The 21,974-nt window shown below is 55.1% G+C and carries 18 protein-coding genes and 2 pseudogenes; 10 read left to right on the top strand and 10 right to left on the bottom strand.

The window, feature by feature from the left end; translation table 11 throughout:
- Positions 1 to 265: 265 nt before the first annotated feature.
- Positions 266 to 1,402: a mandelate racemase/muconate lactonizing enzyme family protein gene (locus NED97_RS22410; protein ID WP_252490979.1), complete on the bottom strand. Its 1,137-nt coding sequence runs from the start codon at positions 1,400 to 1,402 to the stop codon at positions 266 to 268.
- Between the two features lie 447 nt (positions 1,403 to 1,849).
- Between NED97_RS22410 and dctP the strand changes: the two genes are divergently transcribed.
- The 4 genes from dctP to NED97_RS22390 all read left to right on the top strand — a co-directional run bounded on the left by dctP (position 1,850) and on the right by NED97_RS22390 (position 5,618).
- Positions 1,850 to 3,061, top strand: a complete 1,212-nt coding sequence (dctP, locus tag NED97_RS22405; protein ID WP_252490978.1) for a TRAP transporter substrate-binding protein DctP — start codon at positions 1,850 to 1,852, stop codon at positions 3,059 to 3,061.
- Positions 3,062 to 3,129: 68 nt separating this feature from the next.
- On the top strand, positions 3,130 to 3,774 hold the full coding sequence (locus NED97_RS22400; protein WP_252490977.1) for a TRAP transporter small permease: 645 nt from the start codon (positions 3,130 to 3,132) through the stop codon (positions 3,772 to 3,774).
- A complete protein-coding gene (locus NED97_RS22395) occupies positions 3,774 to 5,066 on the top strand; it encodes a TRAP transporter large permease (protein WP_252490976.1) in 1,293 nt (430 codons plus the stop codon). Before NED97_RS22400 ends, NED97_RS22395 begins: the two co-directional genes overlap by 1 nt.
- Positions 5,067 to 5,192: 126 nt before the next feature.
- A complete protein-coding gene (locus tag NED97_RS22390) occupies positions 5,193 to 5,618 on the top strand; it encodes a universal stress protein (protein ID WP_252490975.1) in 426 nt (141 codons plus the stop codon).
- An 817-nt stretch (positions 5,619 to 6,435) separates the two neighbouring features.
- Here NED97_RS22390 and NED97_RS22385 read toward each other — a convergent pair.
- On the bottom strand, positions 6,436 to 6,810 hold the full coding sequence (locus NED97_RS22385; protein ID WP_252490974.1) for a hypothetical protein: 375 nt from the start codon (positions 6,808 to 6,810) through the stop codon (positions 6,436 to 6,438).
- Positions 6,811 to 6,844: 34 nt separating this feature from the next.
- Between NED97_RS22385 and NED97_RS22380 the strand changes: the two genes are divergently transcribed.
- A complete protein-coding gene (locus tag NED97_RS22380) occupies positions 6,845 to 8,026 on the top strand; it encodes an iron-containing alcohol dehydrogenase (protein ID WP_252491221.1) in 1,182 nt (393 codons plus the stop codon).
- A gap of 79 nt (positions 8,027 to 8,105) precedes the next feature.
- On the opposite strand, the gene NED97_RS22375 is transcribed toward NED97_RS22380, so the two are convergent.
- Positions 8,106 to 8,990, bottom strand: coding sequence for an IS1595 family transposase (locus tag NED97_RS22375; RefSeq protein ID WP_252490973.1), 885 nt, complete (start codon positions 8,988 to 8,990; stop codon positions 8,106 to 8,108).
- A gap of 350 nt (positions 8,991 to 9,340) precedes the next feature.
- Here NED97_RS22375 and NED97_RS22370 point away from each other — a divergent pair, with 350 nt between their 5' ends.
- The 3 genes and pseudogenes from NED97_RS22370 to NED97_RS22360 all read left to right on the top strand — a co-directional run bounded on the left by NED97_RS22370 (position 9,341) and on the right by NED97_RS22360 (position 12,757).
- Positions 9,341 to 10,129: an SDR family oxidoreductase gene (locus NED97_RS22370; RefSeq protein ID WP_252490972.1), complete on the top strand. Its 789-nt coding sequence runs from the start codon at positions 9,341 to 9,343 to the stop codon at positions 10,127 to 10,129.
- Between the two features lie 289 nt (positions 10,130 to 10,418).
- Positions 10,419 to 10,556 (top strand): annotated as a pseudogene (locus NED97_RS22365) (IS701 family transposase); the annotation flags it as partial.
- An 857-nt stretch (positions 10,557 to 11,413) separates the two neighbouring features.
- Positions 11,414 to 12,757 (top strand): glycerate kinase type-2 family protein, encoded by a 1,344-nt coding sequence (locus NED97_RS22360; protein ID WP_252490971.1) that lies wholly within the window; start codon positions 11,414 to 11,416, stop codon positions 12,755 to 12,757.
- 77 nt (positions 12,758 to 12,834) lie between these two features.
- On the opposite strand, the gene NED97_RS22355 is transcribed toward NED97_RS22360, so the two are convergent.
- Positions 12,835 to 12,993 carry a hypothetical protein gene (locus NED97_RS22355; RefSeq protein WP_252490970.1) on the bottom strand — a complete coding sequence of 53 codons (159 nt, stop codon included), beginning with the start codon at positions 12,991 to 12,993 and terminating at the stop codon, positions 12,835 to 12,837.
- 111 nt (positions 12,994 to 13,104) lie between these two features.
- On the opposite strand from NED97_RS22355, the gene NED97_RS22350 reads away from it, so the two are divergent.
- Together NED97_RS22350 and NED97_RS22345 are read left to right on the top strand one after the other, a co-directional pair.
- Positions 13,105 to 13,545 carry a Gfo/Idh/MocA family oxidoreductase gene (locus NED97_RS22350; protein ID WP_252490969.1) on the top strand — a complete coding sequence of 147 codons (441 nt, stop codon included), beginning with the start codon at positions 13,105 to 13,107 and terminating at the stop codon, positions 13,543 to 13,545.
- A gap of 69 nt (positions 13,546 to 13,614) precedes the next feature.
- Positions 13,615 to 14,091, top strand: coding sequence for an alcohol dehydrogenase catalytic domain-containing protein (locus tag NED97_RS22345; RefSeq protein ID WP_382207922.1), 477 nt, complete (start codon positions 13,615 to 13,617; stop codon positions 14,089 to 14,091).
- 70 nt (positions 14,092 to 14,161) lie between these two features.
- Here NED97_RS22345 and NED97_RS22340 read toward each other — a convergent pair whose 3' ends face one another.
- From NED97_RS22340 to NED97_RS22315, 6 genes and pseudogenes are all read right to left on the bottom strand, one after another.
- Positions 14,162 to 15,481, bottom strand: a complete 1,320-nt coding sequence (locus NED97_RS22340; protein ID WP_252491220.1) for a nickel pincer cofactor-dependent isomerase, group 22 — start codon at positions 15,479 to 15,481, stop codon at positions 14,162 to 14,164.
- A gap of 2 nt (positions 15,482 to 15,483) precedes the next feature.
- Positions 15,484 to 16,533, bottom strand: a complete 1,050-nt coding sequence (gene pdxA / locus NED97_RS22335) for a 4-hydroxythreonine-4-phosphate dehydrogenase PdxA (protein WP_252490968.1) — start codon at positions 16,531 to 16,533, stop codon at positions 15,484 to 15,486.
- Entirely contained in the window at positions 16,520 to 17,803 is a 1,284-nt protein-coding gene (locus tag NED97_RS22330; protein WP_252490967.1) for a four-carbon acid sugar kinase family protein, read from the bottom strand. Before NED97_RS22330 ends, pdxA begins: the two co-directional genes overlap by 14 nt.
- Positions 17,804 to 18,690: 887 nt before the next feature.
- A pseudogene (locus tag NED97_RS22325) lies at positions 18,691 to 19,343 on the bottom strand (IS6 family transposase); the annotation flags it as partial.
- A 434-nt stretch (positions 19,344 to 19,777) separates the two neighbouring features.
- Positions 19,778 to 20,647, bottom strand: a complete 870-nt coding sequence (locus tag NED97_RS22320) for an NAD(P)-dependent oxidoreductase (RefSeq protein ID WP_252490966.1) — start codon at positions 20,645 to 20,647, stop codon at positions 19,778 to 19,780.
- Between the two features lie 85 nt (positions 20,648 to 20,732).
- On the bottom strand, positions 20,733 to 21,896 hold the full coding sequence (locus NED97_RS22315) for a M24 family metallopeptidase (protein WP_252490965.1): 1,164 nt from the start codon (positions 21,894 to 21,896) through the stop codon (positions 20,733 to 20,735).
- Positions 21,897 to 21,974 lie beyond the last annotated feature (78 nt).

Genomic DNA, 21,974 nt, shown 5'->3' with positions numbered 1-21,974 from the left:
TACCGACTCCGCAGCACCACGATTCAAGTGTCGGGAGTGCGGCCGACAAGACCACGGGAATCGGAAGCGACCATCAATATCGTCAAGAAGGGGAGTGTTTCAGAGTAATCTATGGGAAGCCACGGGCGCGGTGATCCGTGGCGGTTCACTTACTGGTGAGTCGGTGTAATGTACTCACTCTCAAGGAGCAAACCGCCTACTCGTTAGCGGTAGCGAATGTAAGAAAGGATCGTTCATTTTCCGATTATACTCGCCCGAGGCACTTTTAGTCGCTTACACGATATTGATCGACTGCAGTAGAATCAAGATTGATACCGAGACCCGGTCCAGTAGGAACCTGCACTGTTCCATCCGTCGCACAAATCGGGTCTGGGCTGAGGCTGTCACGTAGGGGATTGGACGAGGTATCAAACTCGATCCACGGGTCTCCTGGGAGCGTTGCGATGAGTTGCAGACTTGCAGCTAGCGCTACAGGGGTTCCCCAAACGTGTGGAATTACTTGAACGTGTGCTGCAGCTGCGGCGTGTGCGACCCGATTGGCCGCAGTGATGCCGCCGACGTTACACAAATCCGGTTGGGCAATATCGACAGCATTGTTCTCTAACAGTCGTTCAAAATCACGCGGCCCGTGGCACTCACCACCTGCGACCGGGATCTCGAGTGTATCCCGTAAGTGGACGTATCCATCGACGTTTTGTGGACGGACCGGTTCTTCGAAGAAGCCGATGTTCATATCCTCAAGCGCTCGACCAACTGTCCGGGCAGTAGCAGTATCGTACGCATAGTTCGCATCCACAAAAAGTGCCACATCTGGTCCAATCGCATCACGAATGCGGCGCACAAGTTCGATATCTGCTTCGTGACCGTACCCGAGTAATTCGAGCCCTATCTTCGCTTTGACTGCACCGAATTCGGCCGCGTTGTCTGCAGCCTCTGCTGCGATTCGATCGTACTGCTCTTCGAGAGCGTGTCCATGTTTGAAGTAGTGACCTGTCGCATACGCACGAACGGCATCCCGGCGCCGACCGCCGAGGAGGTCCGCAATCGATTGGTTCAGAAGTTTCCCTCGAAGGTCCCAGAGCGCGATATCAATCCCACTAATCGCAGGGAGTGGAATCGTAGACATATACGCGGCTCGGCTTGCTTCGTACAGATCTTCGTATATTCTCTCGACGGCGAGTGGATCCTCCCCCTCGAGCTGTGGGGTAAAAAAGTCTGTAATGGTCTCTCGTGTACCGGCGATCGGGCCCCAACATTCGCCCCAACCAACCGTCCCATCGCTCGCCTCGATTCGAACTAGCGTGGAAGTACGTTCCGTTACCCATTCCTGGGAGTACCCAAACGGTTCTGCTGGTGGTGCAGTGAGGCCGATCGCTTTGACAGTATCGATTACAACTGACATACACCCAATCCAGGTTTCGACTTGATAATGAAAGTTCTGTATGGCAGTCTTTTCCTTTTACTGGTCAAGGGTTGGAGAAGACGAAAATCGTTCATACAAACTGTGACCAATGCGTTCACCTACGAATCTGTATAATAAAAAATAAGGATGGAAATCACACAAGTCACAAAACATTCCGGTATTTTTGAGAACCTCGTAATTTAGGGCATTTGTGATGTTTAAAATATGCAGTTCGATAGAGCCGTATTGCTCTCCTTCACTAGCTTTGTCCCCATCTAAGAGTTCTAATTCGCAACCAATACTACTCATTTCTATCATATTAAGAACATGCTAGAGTCGTGATACTGAGATTCATTACTATATATGGAGAAATGAATGAATAATATACTATCCTAATATAAGTAAAATATATCCGTATATTTTCATCATTAGGAACTATTATATAGTATGAAGATAGTTGTACTGCTTGTGAGCATGGAACACGAGAAGTCCGTTAACGGGGGACAGAAGGGTACTGGTAATATAAATAAAAAGCGACGGCGGCTTTTACAAGCGACAGGGGCTACAGCGGCAATGGGCTCAATTGCCGGCTGTACCGATATGATCTTCCCTGACGAGGGTAGTAGCGAGGCAGGTGGTGACGTTGATAACCTTGACGACTTGCCCGAAATCGAAGCAACTCTCGCACATTCCGGGCCGGAAGATACGGGGATGCACCAGCACCGGGCAGCAACGACGTTCAAGAATTACATCGAGGAGCGTACTGACGGACAGTTCACGATCGATATCGTTCCTGGTGGCGGCCTCGGTGGTCTCGTGGAGGTGACTGAGCAGAATATCGAGGGTGCGGTTGAACTCGTCGGTTCGACTGCTGAAGGCCACCTTGCGCCGTTCTATCCAAACATCAACGTATACGCCTCCCCGTTCGCATTTGCAACTGGGAACATAGAGCAGGACGTTATCACTGCAAACTACGTCTTCGACAAAGAGTTCGGTCAGAGATTGTGGGAAGACTTCCGTGATCACACCGGACTCCGAATGCTCACCTGGTACGATAACGGTGGGTTCCGTAACTTCGGCGTTGCGGGTACTGAAATTCGGGATGCGAGTGATATGGAGGGACTGAACATCCGAACGATGGAGATCGAGGCCCACATGGAACTCGTCCGACAGCTTGGTGCCAGTCCGGAGCCGATGGCGTGGGAAGAGCTGTACGAAGGAATCGATCAGGGTGTCGTCGACGGGCAAGAGAACTCTATCCCGACGGTAATTAGCGGGAACCTTCAAGAAGTGATAGACTGGATCGTCACTGATGGACACTGCTTTACGATGAACTTTATCCACTGTAACGACGAGTGGTTCCAGGACCTTCCCGCCGAATACCAAGGTTTGGTGATCCAAGCTGGACAGATGGCATCGGCCGACGCTCGGAAAGTCAACCAACTTCAGCGAGCCTGGGGGACCAACATCGTGGAAGCGGAAGGCGTCGAGGTCTACGAACCTGACGAAGAGGAAATCGCGACGTTCCGTGAGGCGACGCAAGAACCAGTCAACGAAGTTATTCGTGACGAGATGGACGACCCGGACATGCTCGACGATATGATGGACGCGATCGACCGAGCACGCGAAGAACTCGGCTTCGACGACCACGCGCCCTAAGCACAACTCCTGAGCGGATACTCACGTTTATTTACTATGATGAACAACACCAGAGAGACGCAAGTAAAATGACCGAGGATACAGCGACCGAAATGCGACCGAGTGAGGCGGATAGTACTATCGAACGGGTGATACAGCTTTACTTCACCGCAACCGATAAGCTCGCGTCCTTCATCTGGGCGATTTGTGTCATTACGGGAGCGATTCTCGTTCTCGTAATCACGGCACAGGTTATTACCAGGTATATCCTTGGATTTGTGCCGGCTTGGGGTAGCGAACTCAGCCGTTACATGATGATCTGGATTACGCTATTACTCGCCGGTGTTCTGATCAAGGATGACAAGCACCTACAGGTCGAATTCGTCTTCCAGCGTCTGCCCCTTACTGTCCGTCGTATCATCAGGTCGATTGAACTACTCATCGTTTTCTGGGTCGGCCTGTTTTTCTTTTTCCAGGGATGGTATTACGCGGCCACGAGCGGCTTCCGCTCCACGGCTCCAGCTATGGGCTTTGATATGTTTTGGACGTACATCGTCTTCCCTATCTCGGGAGTCATTATTATGATCTTCTCTACACGAAAACTAATTGAGATAAACTACTATCCCGATACGCTTGATCGGGATTACAATGCCCGATTCCAGGCATACGAAGAGGATCAGAAAACAAAATCGGAAGAAGTTGAGCGTGCGAGAATCGATGGAGGTGATGACTGATGAATACGATGCTGATCCTCGCACTCGCTGTCCTTCTGATAATTCTTATCTTCGCCCGAATGGAGATCGCGTTCGGGATCGGAATCATCGGCTTATTGTGGCTGTCGTTCGCTGATCAGTCGATGACGATCGGCGTCTCACGCGTCTACAATGGTATGGATTCGTTCGTCCTGCTGGCAATTCCGTTTTTCCTGTTCGCCGGGGAGTTGATGAACGAGGCAAAGATCACACCGCGGCTTGTCAAGTTTGCTAACGTTACGATCGGACGGGTTCGCGGCGGACTTGCTCAGGCGAACGTCTTCGCGAGTCTGTTCTTCGCCGGGATTACGGGTGCAGCAGTCGCCGACGTAGCGGCACTCGGCCGAATCTTTGTGCCCGCGATGGCCGAAGAAGGGTATGATCGTGATTTCAGCGCTGCAGTAACCGCTTCCTCGTCGCTCGTTGGACCGATCATCCCGCCGAGCATTATTATCGTTATTTACGGAGGCGTCACTCAGACATCCGTCGGAGGATTGTTCGCCGCGGCCATTATTCCCGGTGTTCTACTCGGTCTTGCACTGATGATACTGGTTGGTATCCTATCTTGGAAGAACGATTATCCAAAATACGAGGAAGACATCGATACGAGTGAGTATCCACGACTCGTACTCGACTCGGTGCTCGCGCTGACTATGCCGATAATCATCCTGGGTGGAATCATGGCAGGGATCATGACGCCTACCGAAGCGGCCGCGGTCGCGTGCGCGTACGGAATCCTCCTTGGACTGCTCATCTTCCGGACTCTCGACGCTCATGGAATCTACCGCGCGCTCCACGATTCGCTGCTGCGTGCTGCTCAACTGTATCTTATCATCGGGTTCGCGATGATTTTGTCATGGTTACTCGCTCGGGAGGGCGTCCCACGAATGCTTGCTGATACAATCGCCGGAAGCGGCGTCGGTATCATTGGATTCATGGTAATCGTCCTCCTCGTACTATTGTTCATCGGGACCTGGCTCGAGATCGGCGCGGCTACTATCATCCTTGCACCGACGCTTCACGATATGGCGACCCAGATTGGAATTCACGAGTTCCAGTTCGGAATCATGTTTATCGTTGCGCTGTGTTTCGGGCTCATCACACCTCCTGTCGGTATCTGCCTCTTCGCGGCCTCGAGTGTGTCAAGCACGCCAGTCTGGCCGATCGCAAAGCGGATTGTTCCGTTCTTCGTCGTCGATCTAATCGTTATCATGTTTGTCATCTACTTCCCGGAACTCACCCTTTGGTTGCCGCGACAGTTTGGGTTCATCTGAACTCTCTTTCGTTCTCTAATCCAATCACTCGAGGACCTTTCGTAGAATTGTCCCTTCTCGTACAGTTTGCCCAGTAATTAAATAGATTCGAAGAGTGTAGTCTGTATGGACTGTGCATTGACAGTCGTGGATGATACAGAAGCAAGCCGTCGTCTGCTCTTGAGGGCCGGTTTATTAGCGAACGGAGTTGCAGCGAAACTGGTTGTCCTCAACGTCGTTGACGCTGATGAGTATGAAGGCGAAGTACAGCGAAAAGCAAACCAGGGCGTGAAGGCGGAAGATTTCGACGATGTAACCGATGCAGCGAAACGTACTGCAGAAAATGTTGCATCGTCGGCGCTGGCAGACATTGACGTTGATTATGAGGCCGTCGGACTCGTTGGTGACCTTCCGGAAGATATCCTCACGGAAGCGGAAGATCATGATTGCGATCATATATTCATCGTTGGCCGGCGTCGATCGCCGACCGGCAAGGTGATTTTCGGTGATGTCGCACAGTCGGTGATCCTGAACTTCGAGGGACCGGTAACCGTTCTCATTGACGAGGAGTGAAGCTCCTCTCGGTCTTCACCCTAGGCAATGTGTTGGGCATACTCGAACTAGCGGCATGTCCTGCGTCTGAACTGCTGAGAAATTCGGTGGTGATATTGATGGACCGCATTCGGTTTTAACCGGTTACTGGTAGCACGGTGTTCTATATGGATGAACGCATTATGGGATAACGTACCGTGGCAATTGGAGTTTTCGCTCTCATATCTGCTTCTATTGCGATCTATACGTCCGTACTACTGTAATAGTCTCTGTTCTGTTATCTAGAACAAGGGCCAGGATCGATGTACCGACTGCCGAAATAGACGAAACAGAAGAAACCTCGCCGGAACCCAGTTGAGGCCGTTGGTAGCTGGATATGAGAGTCGCTAAATTCGTACTAAGTTGGTTAAATCAAGTAGCGGTGTTTAGATATGTGGAACGATATGAAAGACTGATTTCTGACTACTGTAACTGGACGAGAATCACCGATTTAGTCGTAACGAGAGGTGTATACTCTTCCCTGCCCTCTCACTATGGATATGACATCGGATAGATTCTACTCGCCGAAATGAACAAGAGATCTGGCGCACTCCGCGCTCGAGAGGAACTATTCGTCGTGACCTTCGTATTCGACTATTGCGGTCCGCCACTCCTCCGGAATTTTGATCGACTGCCGCTCTTCTCTGTCGAACGCGATCAGTACGACCAACCGGTTGCGGCAGTTTCTCCGTCAGTTCGTAGTTCGTACGTGAACGGGATGCTCGATTCCCCGAGGCCTCCGATTCTCTGATACACGGTTACCGTCTCTTCTAACGTGAGTTCGGCTGTATATTCGAATTCACTCTTGACGATTTCGACATCGGCGTCGACCTGATCGACTGCTGTCACCGCGTGGCGGACCATCGCACCCCACGTGAGGACAGTCACGTCCGACCCCTCGCGGACGACTCGTCCGTCGTCGAGCGAAAGCGTAGGTTCCGTTTCGGGAACTTCTTCGGTTTCCCGCGATAGATGCTCTTTGTTCAAGGGATATGACCGGATCGTCCGACCGAATGCTCGCTTCGAGGAGTCCTCTCGTCTCGGCAGGCGTGCTCGGACAGACGACGCGGATTCCGGGAGTGTGTACAAAGAAGGTTTCAGTAGACTCGGAGTGGTACTCGCTCGATTTGATCCCGCCTCGGAAGTCACATAGAACGGAGTTAGTGAATGACATAACTTATAATTCGCGTGCTGGAGATGGTACAGCTATGACAGACAGTCTTGTTTCACTAACCGGGCCGTACTCCGTACAGAGCCCCGATCAGATTACGTACGGACTCGGTGCCGTCAGCGAACTATCGGAGTACGCCACCGCCAATGGCGTCGACTCGGCCCTCATCGTTACCGACGAGAACATTGTTAACGCGGGCGTGACCGACCCCGTCGTCGATACTCTCGAGGAAGTGAATACCGATGTTGACCTATTCACAGATGCGAAACCAGAACCAAAGCTGTCGATGGTTGACGACGCCGTCGAAACGCTTCAGGCCGGCAATCACGAACTGGTGGTCGGTGTCGGTGGTGGCAGCGCACTCGATACGGCAAAACTCACATCCGCGCTCGCCGATCACGACGTCGACATCACAGATACGCTCGGAATGGGAAACGTCCCAGGGTCTGGTCGACCGCTTGCGCTTATCCCTACGACTGCGGGAACCGGGAGTGAGGTAACTCATATCGGTGTGTTCTCCGATAACGATGGTATCAAACAGGTGGTCTACGATAAACACCTGTTCGCCGATCTCGCTATCGTAGATTCGGAGTTAACTCGTTCGCTCCCGAAACCAGTCGCAGCGGCGACCGGATTAGATGCGCTCACCCACGCAATCGAAAGCTACACCACGGTGCCGAGAACGCCCTACTCCGATATGCTCGCACGCGAAGCGATCAGGCTGGTTGGTCAGAATCTCAGACAAGCAGTGCACCAAGGAGCGAACAACGACGAAGCACGATACAACATGAGTCTGGCGGCGACGATCGCTGGACAGGCGTTTGTCAATTCCGGACTCGGTGCCGTCCATGCGCTCACATACCCGCTCGGCGTCGAATATAAGGTGGGCCACGGAAAGGCAAACGCGATGTTGCTTCCGCACGTAATGGAGTATAACGTGCCGGCCGAAGTCGAACGGTTCGCCGAAATCGCCGAGATCCTCGATGCTACCGCTGCTGGCTCGACGCTGGAGCGGGCGTACGCGAGCGTCGACGCAGTGTTCACACTAACTGAAGACGTCGGCATTCCGACGACGATCGGACACCTCGGTGACCTCGACCGCGAGGAACTGGAGTCGTTTGCCGACATCGCTTTCGAATACTCGCAGCACAATATCGATCGCAATCCGCGAGATCTCGACCGATCGGACGTTATCCAGATCTACGAAAATGCACGGTGAATTCGAGTCCGATGTCGAGCTCACTAACGGGGCCGGCGGGCATACAAAAATAAACGCTCTTGCGTAGCACTTGTTGATTTCAGAGAGTCGCTTGAATAGCGTGTTTGAGTGCGTCTCTTCCCGGCTTTCGATATAATTCTTGGCGGAGTTGGAATGCCCTGAGATACTGTGTTAGCTTATTTTTCGAGATACCTCGATGTGGCGAGAGCCACCGTCGCGTCAGCGACGCGTGGCTCTCACAGGTATTAACGTGGACCTCTTCGTCGGCGTATTCACTGTCACTGTGGACGACGTATTCACGAGTGAATGCGTCGTCCTCTTCAAGTGGCTCGTACGCTCGAAAGCCGTCAGTATAGACGGTCAGCGACTCCTCTTGGCGGACCGCCAAGAGGAGTCGAATCGTCGATTCGTCAGCGGCTTTCGCCGGGATCACGTACCGCTGTCCCGTCCCGCGATCAGCGAGAATAAACACGGGTGGCTTGTCGCCATCATACGTTCCGCGCCCACGCGTGGAGAGACCACGCGAGCGCGACTCTTGGTCGCGCTCGCGGCCTTTCTTTCCAGCAGATACGTACACTTCGTCAATTTCGACCGGCCCGACGAGATCGAGGGAAGGCGCATCGAGCGCTCTGGCGAAGCGCTCGATGCGCCGGTGGATCGTCTTGTGTGTCACCTCGATCTCGCACTGTAGCTGCCGGAGACTCGTGTTAAACCGGAGAAACGCGTAGATCGAGAACAACCACCGGCGGAGCGCAATCTTCGAGTGAGCAAAAATCGTGCCCGTCTTATCGTTGAATGTGCGGTCGCAATCCTTACAGAGATACCGCTGAAAGTGCCCATAGCTGCCGTTTCTGACCGTGAGGTCAGAACGGCAGCGAGGACAGGTAACACCGTCACGCCAGCGAACCTGTTGGAGCAGGTCCGCTGCGACCGATTCCGACCCAAATACATCTAGCGGAATCATCCGTGTCGGGCACCGCTAACGCGGTGCCCTTGTCCTCTTCGACTCTACAGCGACAGCTCAGCAGTATCAACAATCTCCTACGGAAGAGCGAAAAGAAAAGACGCTGGTCCATGGTGAGGAGTCTCTATCTTTCCACTGCGTAGCTGGGGTGATGGCGGAACGCCGAGACGACGTCTCTCCATGGATACCACCATTACGGAGCACCTGAGTACGGAGACGTTCGAAGAGCAGTGCTCGTGTGATAGCGACTGTTGCTACCGATAGCTCGCTCACTACGAAATCATCATAATCGGCGGGACAGATGGGTATTCAACACAATCTTTATCTGGCGATACGAAAGAAAATGAACCATGGATTTACAACTGGACGGGAATTCAGCGCTCGTAACCGCTTCTAGCAGTGGTCTCGGCAAGGCATCTGCTCGTGCACTCGCACAAGAAGGAGCGAACGTCGTAATGAACGGTCGAGACGAAGATCGACTTCAAAAGGCGGTCGAAGACGTTCGCGCAGACGCCACGGGCGAGGTCATCGGCCACTCCGGTGATCTAACCGAGCCCGATGACATCACGGCGTTAGTAGATCGAACCGTCGACGAGTTCGAAGGACTCGACCATCTCGTGACGAGCGCAGGTGGCCCGCCAAGTGGACCGTTTCTCGAAAAGAGCGACGAAGACTGGTACGATGCGTTCGATTTACTGGTGATGAGCGTCGTTCGACTCGTTCGTGGAGCAAGCGGCCCCCTTGAGGACGGTGGTGGAACGGTCGTCAATATCACCTCGGGCAGCGTCAAAGAGGCGATCGACGGCCTTGTTCTTTCGAATTCCGTTCGGATGAGCGTTATCGGACTCGAAAAGACGCTTTCAAAAGAACTCGCCCCGGAAGTTCGTGCGAATGCCGTCCTCCCTGGGATTCACGAAACGCCACGTATCCGTGAAATCATCGAACAGGAAATCGACCGAGGAGAATACGACTCTTACGAAGAGGGGTTGGCCGATCGGAGTTCCGGTATTCCCAATGAGAGTATCGGCGACCCAATGGACCTCGGACGGACCGTCGCATTTCTCTCGTCACCCCAGTCAAGTTACATAAATGGGGAAACGATTACGCTGGACGGAGGCGCGGGGGCATCGAATTTGTGAAGTACCGCGGGCGCGGTGGTCCGCTGCGTCCGTGTTTAGTCCTGTACTGCTGACGTAACGGACTTTAATTCCACTCGCACTTGCTCCACTTTGGAAGCTTGTACCGACGTTCCGTGTCGGTAAACATCCAAACCAAATACTGGTCCGTGAGGATCAGCCTCTCCAATAGGGCTCGATGCCGTCCGGTCTCACTTTCTCCACTTGCGGAAGGGTGTAGAGAGGACGGTGTTTAGTTACTTGACTTCGCACGTTATGCTGGTGGAGTGAGTAGAGTCAACGTGATCCGCTGATGCTCCCTATCACATCATTCTTATCATTTACTGAACCAATAGACCAGTTAGAGTATTTCTCGACGAGGCAGAAGCATCACGCCAAGACGTACGTCACAGGTCTCGCTGCAGCCAGCAACAAGACCGTTCAAGGTATCCATCCGACTGAGCATGCGTGGGCGTCATCGATCTCACCGGTTACGCCCGGGACGGCGTACCTACAACCGACCACGAGACCCTCCCGCAACGGACGACTCGAGTTCCACGATGAGGAACGCACTTCCTAGCCTGTACGATGGATACGATCATTATCGAGCAAGGATGCGCCGCCTTATTCGCCTCTACGACTACACCCTGATTGCCTCGTCACCCATAGAACCGGTACTGATGAGGGACGCGATTATCACCTGATTTGCGTTCCACATGGCGAACAAATTTCAGACCGTTTTGAACATCCACGAACGTACGGGCATTCACGGCATAAGAACGGTGACACTGACAAAGTGGCGTCGGATCCGCTACAGCGTACAGTCGACAATACCTGAAACGGTCTCTCTACCTCCGGAATTGGGCGAATTGTTCGTAACTCGTACGTCGAATTATCGCTATCGATATGGCTCCACGCTCTCGAGCACGCTCGATTGTCGCTACTTCGTTCCACATTGTGAAACGAAGTTGGTCCCTCTTCGCGTGAACGGATGCCGTTCAGAGAGGTCTAGAACCTGGTGAAGTCGATCCAGCGTAGGTCGGCTGATCGGCCGCACTCGGATCGTATCGCAGCATTCGTTCCTCAATAAGGAACAAATGTGAGTGAGAAGCGAGTGGCGCGGAAAGACCGGGCAGAAGCCACGGGGACGACATCAGAATCGACCGAAGCGCCCTTTTCGCGGTCGAAACGGCGTCTTCAGCCGACCTTTCCGACTTCTGTAGCGTCGTCGCTGGCGCCACCCGCCTATCGAAACCGTCGCGTACGTCGGCGATACATACAAGATACCAGAAAGAAACAATCTATCCGATGATCGAGAACCGTGCCAATCTTGCCCGTACGCGGGGACACGAGGTGGCGCTGACTTGCATCCAACGGGGCATCGAAGCCGCTCGTCCGGAAACCGTGATCGAAACGGGGATCGACGTCGACGAGAACCGACTGACGCTCACACTCCCGCATCCCGCGGCGGGATCGCCCACGTACAATCTCGACGCGTACGATCGGGTCGTCGTCCTCGGCGGGGGAAACGCCGCAGGCCGCCTCGCGAAGGCACTCGAGACGGCGCTCGGGGACCACCTGTCCGGCGGCGTCGTTGCCACGGACGTGCCGGCGACGACGGACCGTATCGAGGTCCTGGAAAGCGACCACCCGGTTCCAAGCGAGCGGGGCGTTGCGGCTGCCGAACGCGTTCTGGCGGCCGCCGAAGCTGCCGGCTCGGACGATCTCGTCGTCGGCTGTGTCTCCGGCGGCGGAAGCGCGCTGCTTCCCGCTCCCATCGACGAGATTTCGCTTCACGACCTGCAGGCGACGACCGAAGCGCTGCTGGAAAGCGGCGCGACTATCGAGGAGATAAACGCGGTCCGCAAGCATCTCTCGCGGATCAAGGGCGGACGACTGGCACAGACTGCGTCACCCGCACCCGTCGTCGGAATCCTTCTCAGCGACGTCGTCGGCGACGATCCCGGCGTGATAGCCAGCGGACCGTTTACGCCGGATCCGACGTCGTTCGACGACGCGCTCGACGTCCTTGAGCGCTACGCCATTAATCCCCCGACCGCAGTAATCGACTACCTCCAAGCGGGCCAGCAGGGTCGGCGACCGGAGACGCCGACGGCCGCGGAAATCGATCGCGCGTCAACGCACGTCCTGGCGAGCAACCGGACCGCCCTCGAGGCCGCACGTGTTGCGGCGCTAGAACGCGGATATGAGCCCGTTGTCCTCTCAGCGAACGTTCGCGGCGAAGCCCGGGAAGCGGCGAAGCCCCATATCGCGATCGGTGAGGAGTCCCGGGCAACCGGAAACCCCGTCTCCCCGCCGGCCGTGTTTCTCTCCGGCGGGGAGACGACCGTCACGCTGGTCGACGATCCGGGCGAGGGGGGGCCGAACCAGGAGTTCGCGCTGAGCGCTGCGCTCGAGTTAGACCTCGACGACGTCGTCGTCGCGAGCGTGGATACGGACGGCATCGATGGTGCGACGGACACCGCCGGTGCGATCGTCGAGGCGTCGACGGTCGACGGCGCGACTGGACGGGCAGCCCTGGCGCGCAACGACGCACGGAGCGTGCTTGAGGACGCCGGTGCGATACTTCACACCGGCCCGACCGGAACGAACGTGAATGATCTACGCGTTCTCGTTGTTGGGGAACCGTAGTCGGTCCGGTATCGCGATCGGAACGTGGTTCCCCCTTTGGAGATCTCGTCGTATCTCACGAACGAGACGGCGTGCCGTTACCCGAAGAGGGTGATGAGAAAGACGCCGACGAAGACGACGGTCGCTGCAGCGACGAGACGCCACGTCACTTTCTCGAGGCGCGTCGGCATGAACAGTATCGAGAGCAGGATGACGAACAGCGTGTTGGTGATGACGATCGGGGCGACGATGCTCACCGGTGCGATGGAGAGCGCGACGTAGTACCCGAGGAGAAACAGCGTGCTGACGATACCGCCGAGGATGAACCATCGCCTGTCAGAGGAGGCCGTTAGCTGTGGGAGGGCGTCGTGCCACCGGAGGTAGAGCGTGAACCCGTGCAGGCGAGCGCGCGGATGGCCTCGTCTTACGAGGCGTTCGAGGATGTTCCCGACCAGACCGCGACGTTCACGCTCGTGCTCGAAGGCGACGTTCCGCTGATTTGTACGACCAGTCAGCACGCGCAAGGCGACACGCAGCTCAAAATCATCGGCACCGAAGGGACGATCGAACTCGCACCTGCGTTTCACGGCGAAGCGACCTTGCACCTCTCGTCGGGTAGCCTCAGCGCGACGATCGAAGACACCGACTACGGTGCCATCGAGGAGATGCGCGAGGAGTTCGATTACTTCGCCGACCGCGTGGTGAGCGGCGAGTCGATTCTCCCCGACGGCCGCCACGGACTCGCAGACATGCGAACGATCCGGGCGATTCACGAGGCCGCCGAACGCGACGAACCCGTCGACATCTAACTCTCGGAGACAATCAGTCGCTCCCATAGAATTATAACCGTCGGACGAGGATCCGAGGTATGCACGCACTTGCGAAAACGAGTCGAGAGTACGGGGAAATGGAACTTGTCGATCTCGAGCAGCCGGAGCCGGCGCGGAGAGGCACTGATTGAGGTCGATTACGTCAGCCTCTGTGGCAATGACGCGGGGATATACAAATTCAAGTCGGCTTTCGAACGGTGTCGCTTCCGACCGTCATCGGCCACGAATATACCGGCCGCATTGTCGACGTTGGCGAGGATGCTACGCTTCGAACCGGGCGACCGTGTCGTTGAGCGACCGATCCGTGGCTGTGGCTCCTGCTATCAGTGCCGACTTGGCCTGGAGAATGTCTGCCAAGATACGGTCATCACCGGCGTTGATTCACGACGGCGCGTACGTAGGATTGAACAGCTCGCACATTACTACAACTATCAAAGACCGCATCAATCACTTAACGAAAAACGTCAGTCGAAGAGGAATTCAACTAGACAGTGCCTGTGGTCATCGGAATTCGTTCACAGGTAGTCGGTACCTGACCGATTAATGACCATTGGTTTTCAATGCCGGTAGTCTGTAGCACCGGTCACCAATCGATTCAAACGTTGTCGTACGGATTAGCCACCAATTCGCCGTCTTCGACGGAGAGTGGTTCAAGAGGACCGACAGTAAGGTCGTCTCGGGCAGACAGTTGATTCGCGACGGGTTCAGAGACGACGAGCGAGTCTGGTTCCATAGTGCTTTGAATGCGAGCCACGCGGAGCTTTTCGGCCTCTCCGACGCCGGTCGTCGAACACGCGAGCAGAAGTGCAGTCAGGTCATCCGGGACAACGAACGGTAGCTTCGCCCGGTTGGTCTCCCCGCTCGTCACGATATTGACGTACATGTCTTCGAAATCGATATCGGCCACGAAATCCCGATGGACAAAATCCGCCAAACCCACTCCGAGCCCGTTCCCGTGTGAGGGGTCAGTCAACGACCGAACGTACACTCGGGTGATGTTTGGTGATTCGGGTTCGTCCTCGCCATGGAACTGGTAGCGACCGAGAACATTGCTATCCATCCCGGTACCAGACTTGTCTTTGCCCGCCTCATCGACGATCAGCATGTCGAGATCATCGACCGGCAGTTTCGGAAAGTACTCCCGAGCTATCTGGAGCAGTTCCGGTTCCCTTTCTTGAATCTCTGAACTGTTTATACCTTCAATATGGGCCGCTCGATCGGCCGCGTTCTCGAGGAGGGCGATTCCGCCGACGATCGGCGTCTCCGAAAGCAAAATCTCCATCCTGTCCTGAATCACGTCCGAAAAGTCAGTCGCAATGGCGGCGTTGTGCAAGGATTCAGCACCTCGGTGTTTCCCGAGACCGACCACTGCAATTTTCGACAATCCACTCTCGACGGGGCCATTGAAGTCGGTATGCACTTTGACGCGGTTCACCAGAAGAATGGCATCTACCTCGAGGGCGTCACGTGACGCGTAGACTGGCCGACCGAGCGAATCCTCGTCGACTTCCTCGGTTTCCATTGATGATCGGATTTCACAGCCCATCACCGTCGGTGTAACGCCGAGTCCCTCAAGCATCTCACGTTGCCCTTCCGCCGTCGCCCCGCCGTGACTTCCCATCGCCGGCAGGATGAACGGATCGTACCCCCGGTCCTGTAACTCTTCGATTACGGCCGAGAGTGTCGCAGGCATGTCGTGGACGCCACGGCTGCCTGCGGTGACCGCTATCTCGGCTCCGGTTGGAAGCGATTCAAATGCGTCGATGTCGTCAACCGCGGCTTTCGATGCAGCCGCGACATCGCCGACTTGCTCTAGATTCCGTTTTCGTTCAACGGTGGCGAATCTGGGCAACTCCTCGAGCGTGTGATCGTTCGCTCCTCGAAGAACGTCGGCGTCGGGGAACTCGAATTCCATTTTCATTCAGTACCCTCACCCACGTCCGGTGACGTTTGCTCGCGTTCGCGACGGCGGCATGCGATATCAGCTGCGACTTCGGTCGCATCTACCATGCTGACTGACGAGGCGATTCCTTCACCCGCGATGTCAAAGGCGGTGCCGTGATCAACACTCGTTCGGATGATCGGCAAGCCGATAGTTACGTTGACGCCGGAAACTGTGCCTCCGCTAGAGAATCCGAGCATCTTAATCGGGATGTGACCCTGATCGTGATACATCGACACGACACAGTCGTAGTCGCCACGAGCGGCCTGCACGTAGACAGTATCTGGCGACTCCGGCCCGGAGGCGTCTATTCCCTCGTCTCGAGCGTGTTCGACAGCCGGTCGGATCTCCTCGCCGTCCGCATCGCCGAGAAGCCCGCCGTCACTGGCGTGAGGATTAAGTCCGGCGACGGCGATCGACGGATCGTCGACTCCGAGATCGTGGAGCCCATCGTCAGTCACCCGAATCGTCTCGAGGACGTTTTCCTCTGTTACCAGTTCGCAGGCTCGCCGGAGCGGTACGTGCGTGCTGACGTGGGTGACAATGAGGTCGTCCTCGACGAGCATCATCGAGTAATTCTCAGTATCCGTGTAGTCGGCGAGCATACCAGTGTGGCCAGCGTATTCGCTTCCGGCGAGTCGTGTCGACTGCTTGTTGATCGGTGCAGTCGAGATCGCGTCGACCATTCCGGCCTTCGCAAGTTCGATGGCACGGTCGACGTACTCGAGACTTGCTTCACCGTAAGATTCCCGGATGACGCCATACTCGAGATCATCGACGTTTCCCAGATCAAGTACAGGAATCGCATCAGCGCCGAAAGAGGCGACCTCAACGCTTTCGACTGCTTGAATCGCATGCTGCGAGTCGCGGACGTCGACAGCTGAGCGCATCACGTCGGCGTCCCCGATAACGATGGGACGAGCGGCCTCAAGAAGTCGATCATATGCATCGACGATGATTTCGCTTCCGATCCCGGATGGATCACCCATCGTTATGGCGATAATTGGGCGTTCAGTTTCGCTCATCGATATTACCTAAGTAGGTGAGACAGTTAAGTATACTCCCCTCCGTTCCGAACCCGCCTGCTTTCGTCACGACACGAGTTCCAGCGAACTCTCCGTCGCAAATTCGCCCCTCGGGGATTCCATCACCAACCAAGGTACCTGTGAGTTCGATTTCGGTTGCTGACACTGACTCGAGAACGGCTCGAGCGGTCGATCCGCCCGTAAGAAAGAGAGATGATAGGGGCGCCCTCTCACTCACCTCAGTGGTAGCCGCTGCGAGTGCGGATGCGACGCGTGCGCCCGCATCGATATCACCTCGAAGATCGGTGGCTGCTTCATTGGCTCGTTCAACCGCACTTGGTTCGGTCGTGGCGGTGATAACGGCACATCCGTGCTCAGCCAATCGGTCGGCGAGCGCGGTCGCCGCACCCCGACCGACGCGAACCGGTTCACGGACGGCCGCAGCCGAATCGAGAGAGTAAATATACTCGGCCGATACGGCCTCGAGTTGCTTTAACGTGGCTTCGTTGACGCTTCCCACGACGGCGAGAATATTGCCATCGGGAGCGTCTAAACACGGAGTTCTGTTATCCGAACCTGGGACGGATACGGCGCTCGCGAGCCCGCCGCTTCCGACGAACAGAACGGTTGCGTCGAGCGACTGCGCGCCAGAGGCGATAGTCGCCAGATGACGGTCGTGAACCGCGTCGCACGCGACGATAGTCGGGTTAGAACTGACCTCTGACGCGAGCGCCGACCGAACAGCATCGGATCCTTGAACGACGGTCTCGACGCCGAGAGTCGAGACTCGATAGCGTGAGGGGTCAAAAATCGTTCGGAGGTTCGACTCGGGGACGTTGTACCCAGCGTCGGCGAGTGGAATGCCATCGACGAGGTGAACACCGTTCGCGGTCACTCGTCCCGTTGACGGGAACGCGGGAGCGACGACGGCGATATCCGCATCGATTGCATCGATAGCACCGTCGACTTCCGGAACGACGTTACCACGCAACGTCGAGTCAACCTTTTTATAGACGAGTGGACAGTTGGGATCGAGCGTATTTGAGACGGTCTTGCGGGCGGTTTCGGGTGAAACATCTCGCGTATCCACGTCGATTGTCAGCACGTCGGTCGACTCCGACGATTCGCTGTCGTGTATCTCGAACGATTCACGGTCAGTTCCGCTCGTGGGTTCCGAGAGTACCACGCGGACCGCTCGTCCGTCAGCGGCGAATCCGTATCCCGTATCCATCGCTCCGGTAAAGTCGTCTGCAACGACGAGGACATTCATCCTATATGTACATCTTTGGCGCCAGTACAAAACAGTTCGTCCCGAAACGTGTGGTTTGATGTGATAATAACTCCACACAATGAGGGTCGAGTTTGAGACGAACTTGCGGTTAGACGTGCGGAGGGTGTCGTTCGTCCCAATGAAGGGCGCTACTTTTTCGCTCGGTTCCGTGAGCGTCTCGAACGCCCGACAAAAGTGGGCGTATCGTCCCAGAGCATCACATACTGTATACCGAGATTGATCCAGTTTTGAGCTATTTTCAGGCATCAGCAAACGTTCCAACAAGTTCACCCGCATCTTCCGTCGTTTTGACGTATTGTTCGGGAGAAGTTATCGACCATCTCGAAGGCTACTCCAAAGAATGGATGTCTTTGATCAAGAACGATCGCACTGTGATGTACGCAGGGGAACGGTTGCGCGTTGATGCGCTACGTGAGCGCATCGACACGCAGCCATGAACTGTCGATAGCGAGACCTACCACATCTGGACGAAGAAGCTCGCAGTGTCGAAACTGGGACCGGTAGGTGCTGATCACGAAGAAAGAGCCGGACGACGAAGACGATGAGTTGAGCATCAAGTACATTGTGAGCACTAAGATCGACGCACCAGCGAGCCATTGGGAGACTGCGACTTGCGAAGTGACACAGGTGCCAGTCGCCACTGGCACCTGCTGATGGTCAGCTACAATCTTCTGAAGCTCGGTGCTGCACAAAGCGCTCTGGGAACAGTGCTTTCACGAGCGACGTCCTTTCAAGTCAATCTCAAACTCTCGTTTCGAGAAACTCTGCAAAATATCCTTTCCTGGGCTCTCGCTAGCCCATCTCGAAGCATCGACTATCTCATGCACGATGTGGAGGACCTGTACATATAGGTGCGAAGTCAAGTAGTTTAGCACCTTCGCTAGCGCCTGTCCGTTGAGTGACTGATGTGGCCGTTGTGTGTAGTAGTGTACGAACTGATCAAGCCATTCTCTGATACTGGCCCGACTGCCATCCACGAATTATGGAAGCGATCAACACGTATTTTGAGAGTGTGAATCCATTTTTCGATCAGGTTCCAACTAATATAGTCGATCTGGCTGCACAAGTTCTAATCGACAGAGGTCAGCCAGACAGCCGTAGCCATCGACGAGAAACACGGTGTCGGAGGGATCGTGTTTTTCGGTCAAACGGTGCGGGAATGCGGCGGCTGGTTTGGAGCCTCGTTATCCAAAGACTGCGGCGTCAAGAGTCAGCTTTGACTCGGCGTCTATTGCAGTATATACCCAAGACCAGTCGCCGTTGATCTTGACAGCAGCCACATCAATGGCGATCCGCGACGGATACGCTGATGGCGTTTCAGGCACGCCATCACCTAGCCGACATGATCAGTGCCAAATTGGTTGACGAGGTCACTCTAGACCCATTGAGCAAAGATTCGCTTGTGTCTCTCGAAGCGAGTATCCGGGAGAGTGAAGGCGAACGGCGCACCCTCTGGCGGGCGTCGTCGTCCGCTCACGCCAACTTCATCAAATTCCGACGCGTAGTACTCGCTGAGCAGGTTTACGAGCGTCCAACATAGTGCTACAACCTGCTCACTTCTCAAGCCGGCCTAACTATTGTTGCTTCAAGTATCATTTGAGACAGGATAGAGCGTTCGGAGTTTCGTCCGAACGTTTGTGGTTGAGAACTGCCAGTCGATAGAGGTAGTTGACTCGTTCCAATGTTGCTCCCACGCAACGACCTCCATACGGAGGGTCGCTGCGTCGGGGATGCGCCGGGTGAGACACTGGGATGCGAGTGCACTGAACTCGATTTGACATTCCGTGAAAACAAGATTAGCTACATCGGTTTAGCGTCGTTTTTACCAGTCGTGAATCCTTTTCAATTCGGGAGTCTGCTGGTCTGATTGCTCAGGTGCGATCACGTTAATTGGAGTCAGCCTCAATACCGGAGGGTGCCTCACTGCGCCTTCCGAGATCTCCGCGATGGCCGTTATGTATCGCTCAAATCGGCGTTGTTGAGAAGCTGCCAGTATTTGATCAGTGTTGCTGCGTGCCCCTCGTTTTCGTCTGTACGACGAACTGTCGCTTTGTACGCCTCGTTGACGGCGGCATTGAGCGGTAGAGACGTCCCATTCTCACGAGCTACTTGTCGAGCATAATTGATATCTTTGTGCCAGATGGCTAACCCACCTAGCCCTTCGATGTCCTGACTAAAATCGCCAGAGAAGTAATTTTCCCAGATGCCCATCTCGAGGAATTCGTTGAGCACTTCGGGATCCACATCGTTATCTCGACAGAACTCGACGACTTCTGCGTCTACAGCATTGTGCCCCGCGTAACGCATCTGAAGTGCAAGTTTTAGTATCGTTCCTTTGCCGATTTCGCCAACGCGGGTATGATCGCTACATATCACGTCGAGTATCTCGGTTGCCGCCCGATAGTCTGTTTCACGTCCACCGATCATCATGTGGTACCCTTCGCGAGGGGACCCACCAGTAATCGGTGCTTCGATAAACCGGACATTCTGTTCGTCGCATTGTTCATAGCAAGTGACCGAGGTTTCGGGATGCGTCGTCGTGACGTCTATAACAAGATCTCCGTCGTCTACCCCTTCCAAAAGACCGTTCTCTCCTTCCAGTGTCGCTTCTACTTCGACGGACCCCGGAAGCGACATGAGAACGATGTCCACTTTGCGGCCGAGTGTCGCGGGGCTATCCGACGCCGTTGCGCCGCGTTCGATCGCATACTCAACCTTCGAGTCGTCGATGTCAAAGACAACAACGTCGTAATCGGCTGTAATCAAATCGTCGAGAAACAGTTTTCCAATAAAACCGACACCAATGAGTCCAACTGTGGGCATGGTTCACTATAATAAAGTACACCGAAGATACATAAGTATTGGCGACTGATCAGATCGATCAATTCGCATTCCACAACGGAGACAATTACAGAGGACGCCAAGTGTATGGTGAATCGTTGATCATTTCGGACCCATCTTCGGTCAGTATCATGAGTGTCTCCAACCGAACACCGAATTCGCCCTCTACGTAGATACCCGGTTCGATGCTGAACACCATCCCCGACTCGAGCACAGCGTCAGAGCCTGCGCTGATAGACGGTGGTTCGTGTGCTTGGAGACCAACCCCATGCCCAGTTCCAGTAATGAATTCGTCGCCGTACCCATGGTCTACGACGACGTCGCGGACGATACTATCGAGTTCGCTCGCCGTCATGCCCGGCTGTGCCGCCTCGACGCCTGCTTTCAGCGCCGCTCGGACGATGCGATGAGCCTCAACGAACTTATCCAATGGATCACCGTCGAAGACGACGGTTCGCGTCTGATCGCTAGCGTACCCGTCGAAGAAACCACCGAAATCGAGCACGACTGGTTCGTCCTTTTCGATTTGACGATCACCATGGCGATGTTGTGTCGGGTGCGCTCCGTTCGGCCCCGCCGCTACTACAACTGGAAACGCCATTCTTTCGGCCCCTTGCTCGTGTAACTGCGACCGAATTTCGACAGCGAGCTCCCGCTCTGTCAACCCAATAACGTCGTCCCCTAACTCCCGGATCGTGCGGGATACCTGATCGGTCTTCGCTGCGGCATTGCGAAGCGCATCTCGTTCGGTTTTGTCTTTGATCGATCGCATCGACATTACGATTTCGTCGAGGAGAGTAAACGTTGCATCCGGTAGCGCCCGTTCCAGGCGATATGCTTCTTCGGCGGGCATGCCGCCATCAACGAAGTATTGTCCGTTCCGATCTGGAAGTCTCTCAACGAGGGTACTAACGACTGCATCGATCGTATTGCAGGATACCGATCGCACTTCACCGACTCGGCTATTCTTCCGAACCTGACCGGCGTATTGTTTGGGTGAAAAGAACGATCGTTCACTGTCAGCCGTAACGAGGAAGAGCAGATGCCGATTGCGTTCACCGCTAAATCCCGTGAAATAGCGGGCGTTAGGCCCCGTTCCAATTATTGCTCCGCTCGCACCGTTATCTGTGAGACGTCGTTCGAGTTGTTTAAGACGGTCGCTGAATGGTGCCATGCCGTAACACATCGAAAAAGTGGGTGATAATGTTTTGGTCTCCCCGATTGCTTTCATGCTGGGACGACTCCCGAAAGCGTGACTCGAGTGATCCACGTCTCACACGATCGGTAGTTCCGTCGTTTCCGATACTCT

Origin of the sequence: Natronococcus sp. CG52 (genome assembly GCF_023913515.1) — an archaeon.
GTDB classification, from domain to species: Archaea; Halobacteriota; Halobacteria; order Halobacteriales; family Natrialbaceae; genus Natronococcus; species Natronococcus zhouii.
This window is presented reverse-complemented; position numbering and strand designations above follow the sequence as displayed.

What these genes read in the sequence shown, in the direction of transcription:
- dctP (WP_252490978.1), top strand. Translation starts at nt 1,850, where the DNA reads ATGAAGATAGTTGTACTGCTTGTGAGCATGGAACACGAGAAGTCCGTT.
- pdxA (WP_252490968.1), bottom strand. Translation starts at nt 16,533, where the DNA reads ATGAGCGAAACTGAACGCCCAATTATCGCCATAACGATGGGTGATCCA.
- NED97_RS22360 (WP_252490971.1), top strand. Translation starts at nt 11,414, where the DNA reads ATGATCGAGAACCGTGCCAATCTTGCCCGTACGCGGGGACACGAGGTG.
- NED97_RS22385 (WP_252490974.1), bottom strand. Translation starts at nt 6,810, where the DNA reads ATGTCATTCACTAACTCCGTTCTATGTGACTTCCGAGGCGGGATCAAA.
- NED97_RS22340 (WP_252491220.1), bottom strand. Translation starts at nt 15,481, where the DNA reads ATGGAATTCGAGTTCCCCGACGCCGACGTTCTTCGAGGAGCGAACGAT.
- NED97_RS22395 (WP_252490976.1), top strand. Translation starts at nt 3,774, where the DNA reads ATGAATACGATGCTGATCCTCGCACTCGCTGTCCTTCTGATAATTCTT.
- NED97_RS22375 (WP_252490973.1), bottom strand. Translation starts at nt 8,990, where the DNA reads ATGATTCCGCTAGATGTATTTGGGTCGGAATCGGTCGCAGCGGACCTG.
- NED97_RS22315 (WP_252490965.1), bottom strand. Translation starts at nt 21,896, where the DNA reads ATGAAAGCAATCGGGGAGACCAAAACATTATCACCCACTTTTTCGATG.
- NED97_RS22320 (WP_252490966.1), bottom strand. Translation starts at nt 20,647, where the DNA reads ATGCCCACAGTTGGACTCATTGGTGTCGGTTTTATTGGAAAACTGTTT.
- NED97_RS22400 (WP_252490977.1), top strand. Translation starts at nt 3,130, where the DNA reads ATGACCGAGGATACAGCGACCGAAATGCGACCGAGTGAGGCGGATAGT.
- NED97_RS22380 (WP_252491221.1), top strand. Translation starts at nt 6,845, where the DNA reads ATGACAGACAGTCTTGTTTCACTAACCGGGCCGTACTCCGTACAGAGC.
- NED97_RS22410 (WP_252490979.1), bottom strand. Translation starts at nt 1,402, where the DNA reads ATGTCAGTTGTAATCGATACTGTCAAAGCGATCGGCCTCACTGCACCA.
- NED97_RS22330 (WP_252490967.1), bottom strand. Translation starts at nt 17,803, where the DNA reads ATGAATGTCCTCGTCGTTGCAGACGACTTTACCGGAGCGATGGATACG.
- NED97_RS22370 (WP_252490972.1), top strand. Translation starts at nt 9,341, where the DNA reads ATGGATTTACAACTGGACGGGAATTCAGCGCTCGTAACCGCTTCTAGC.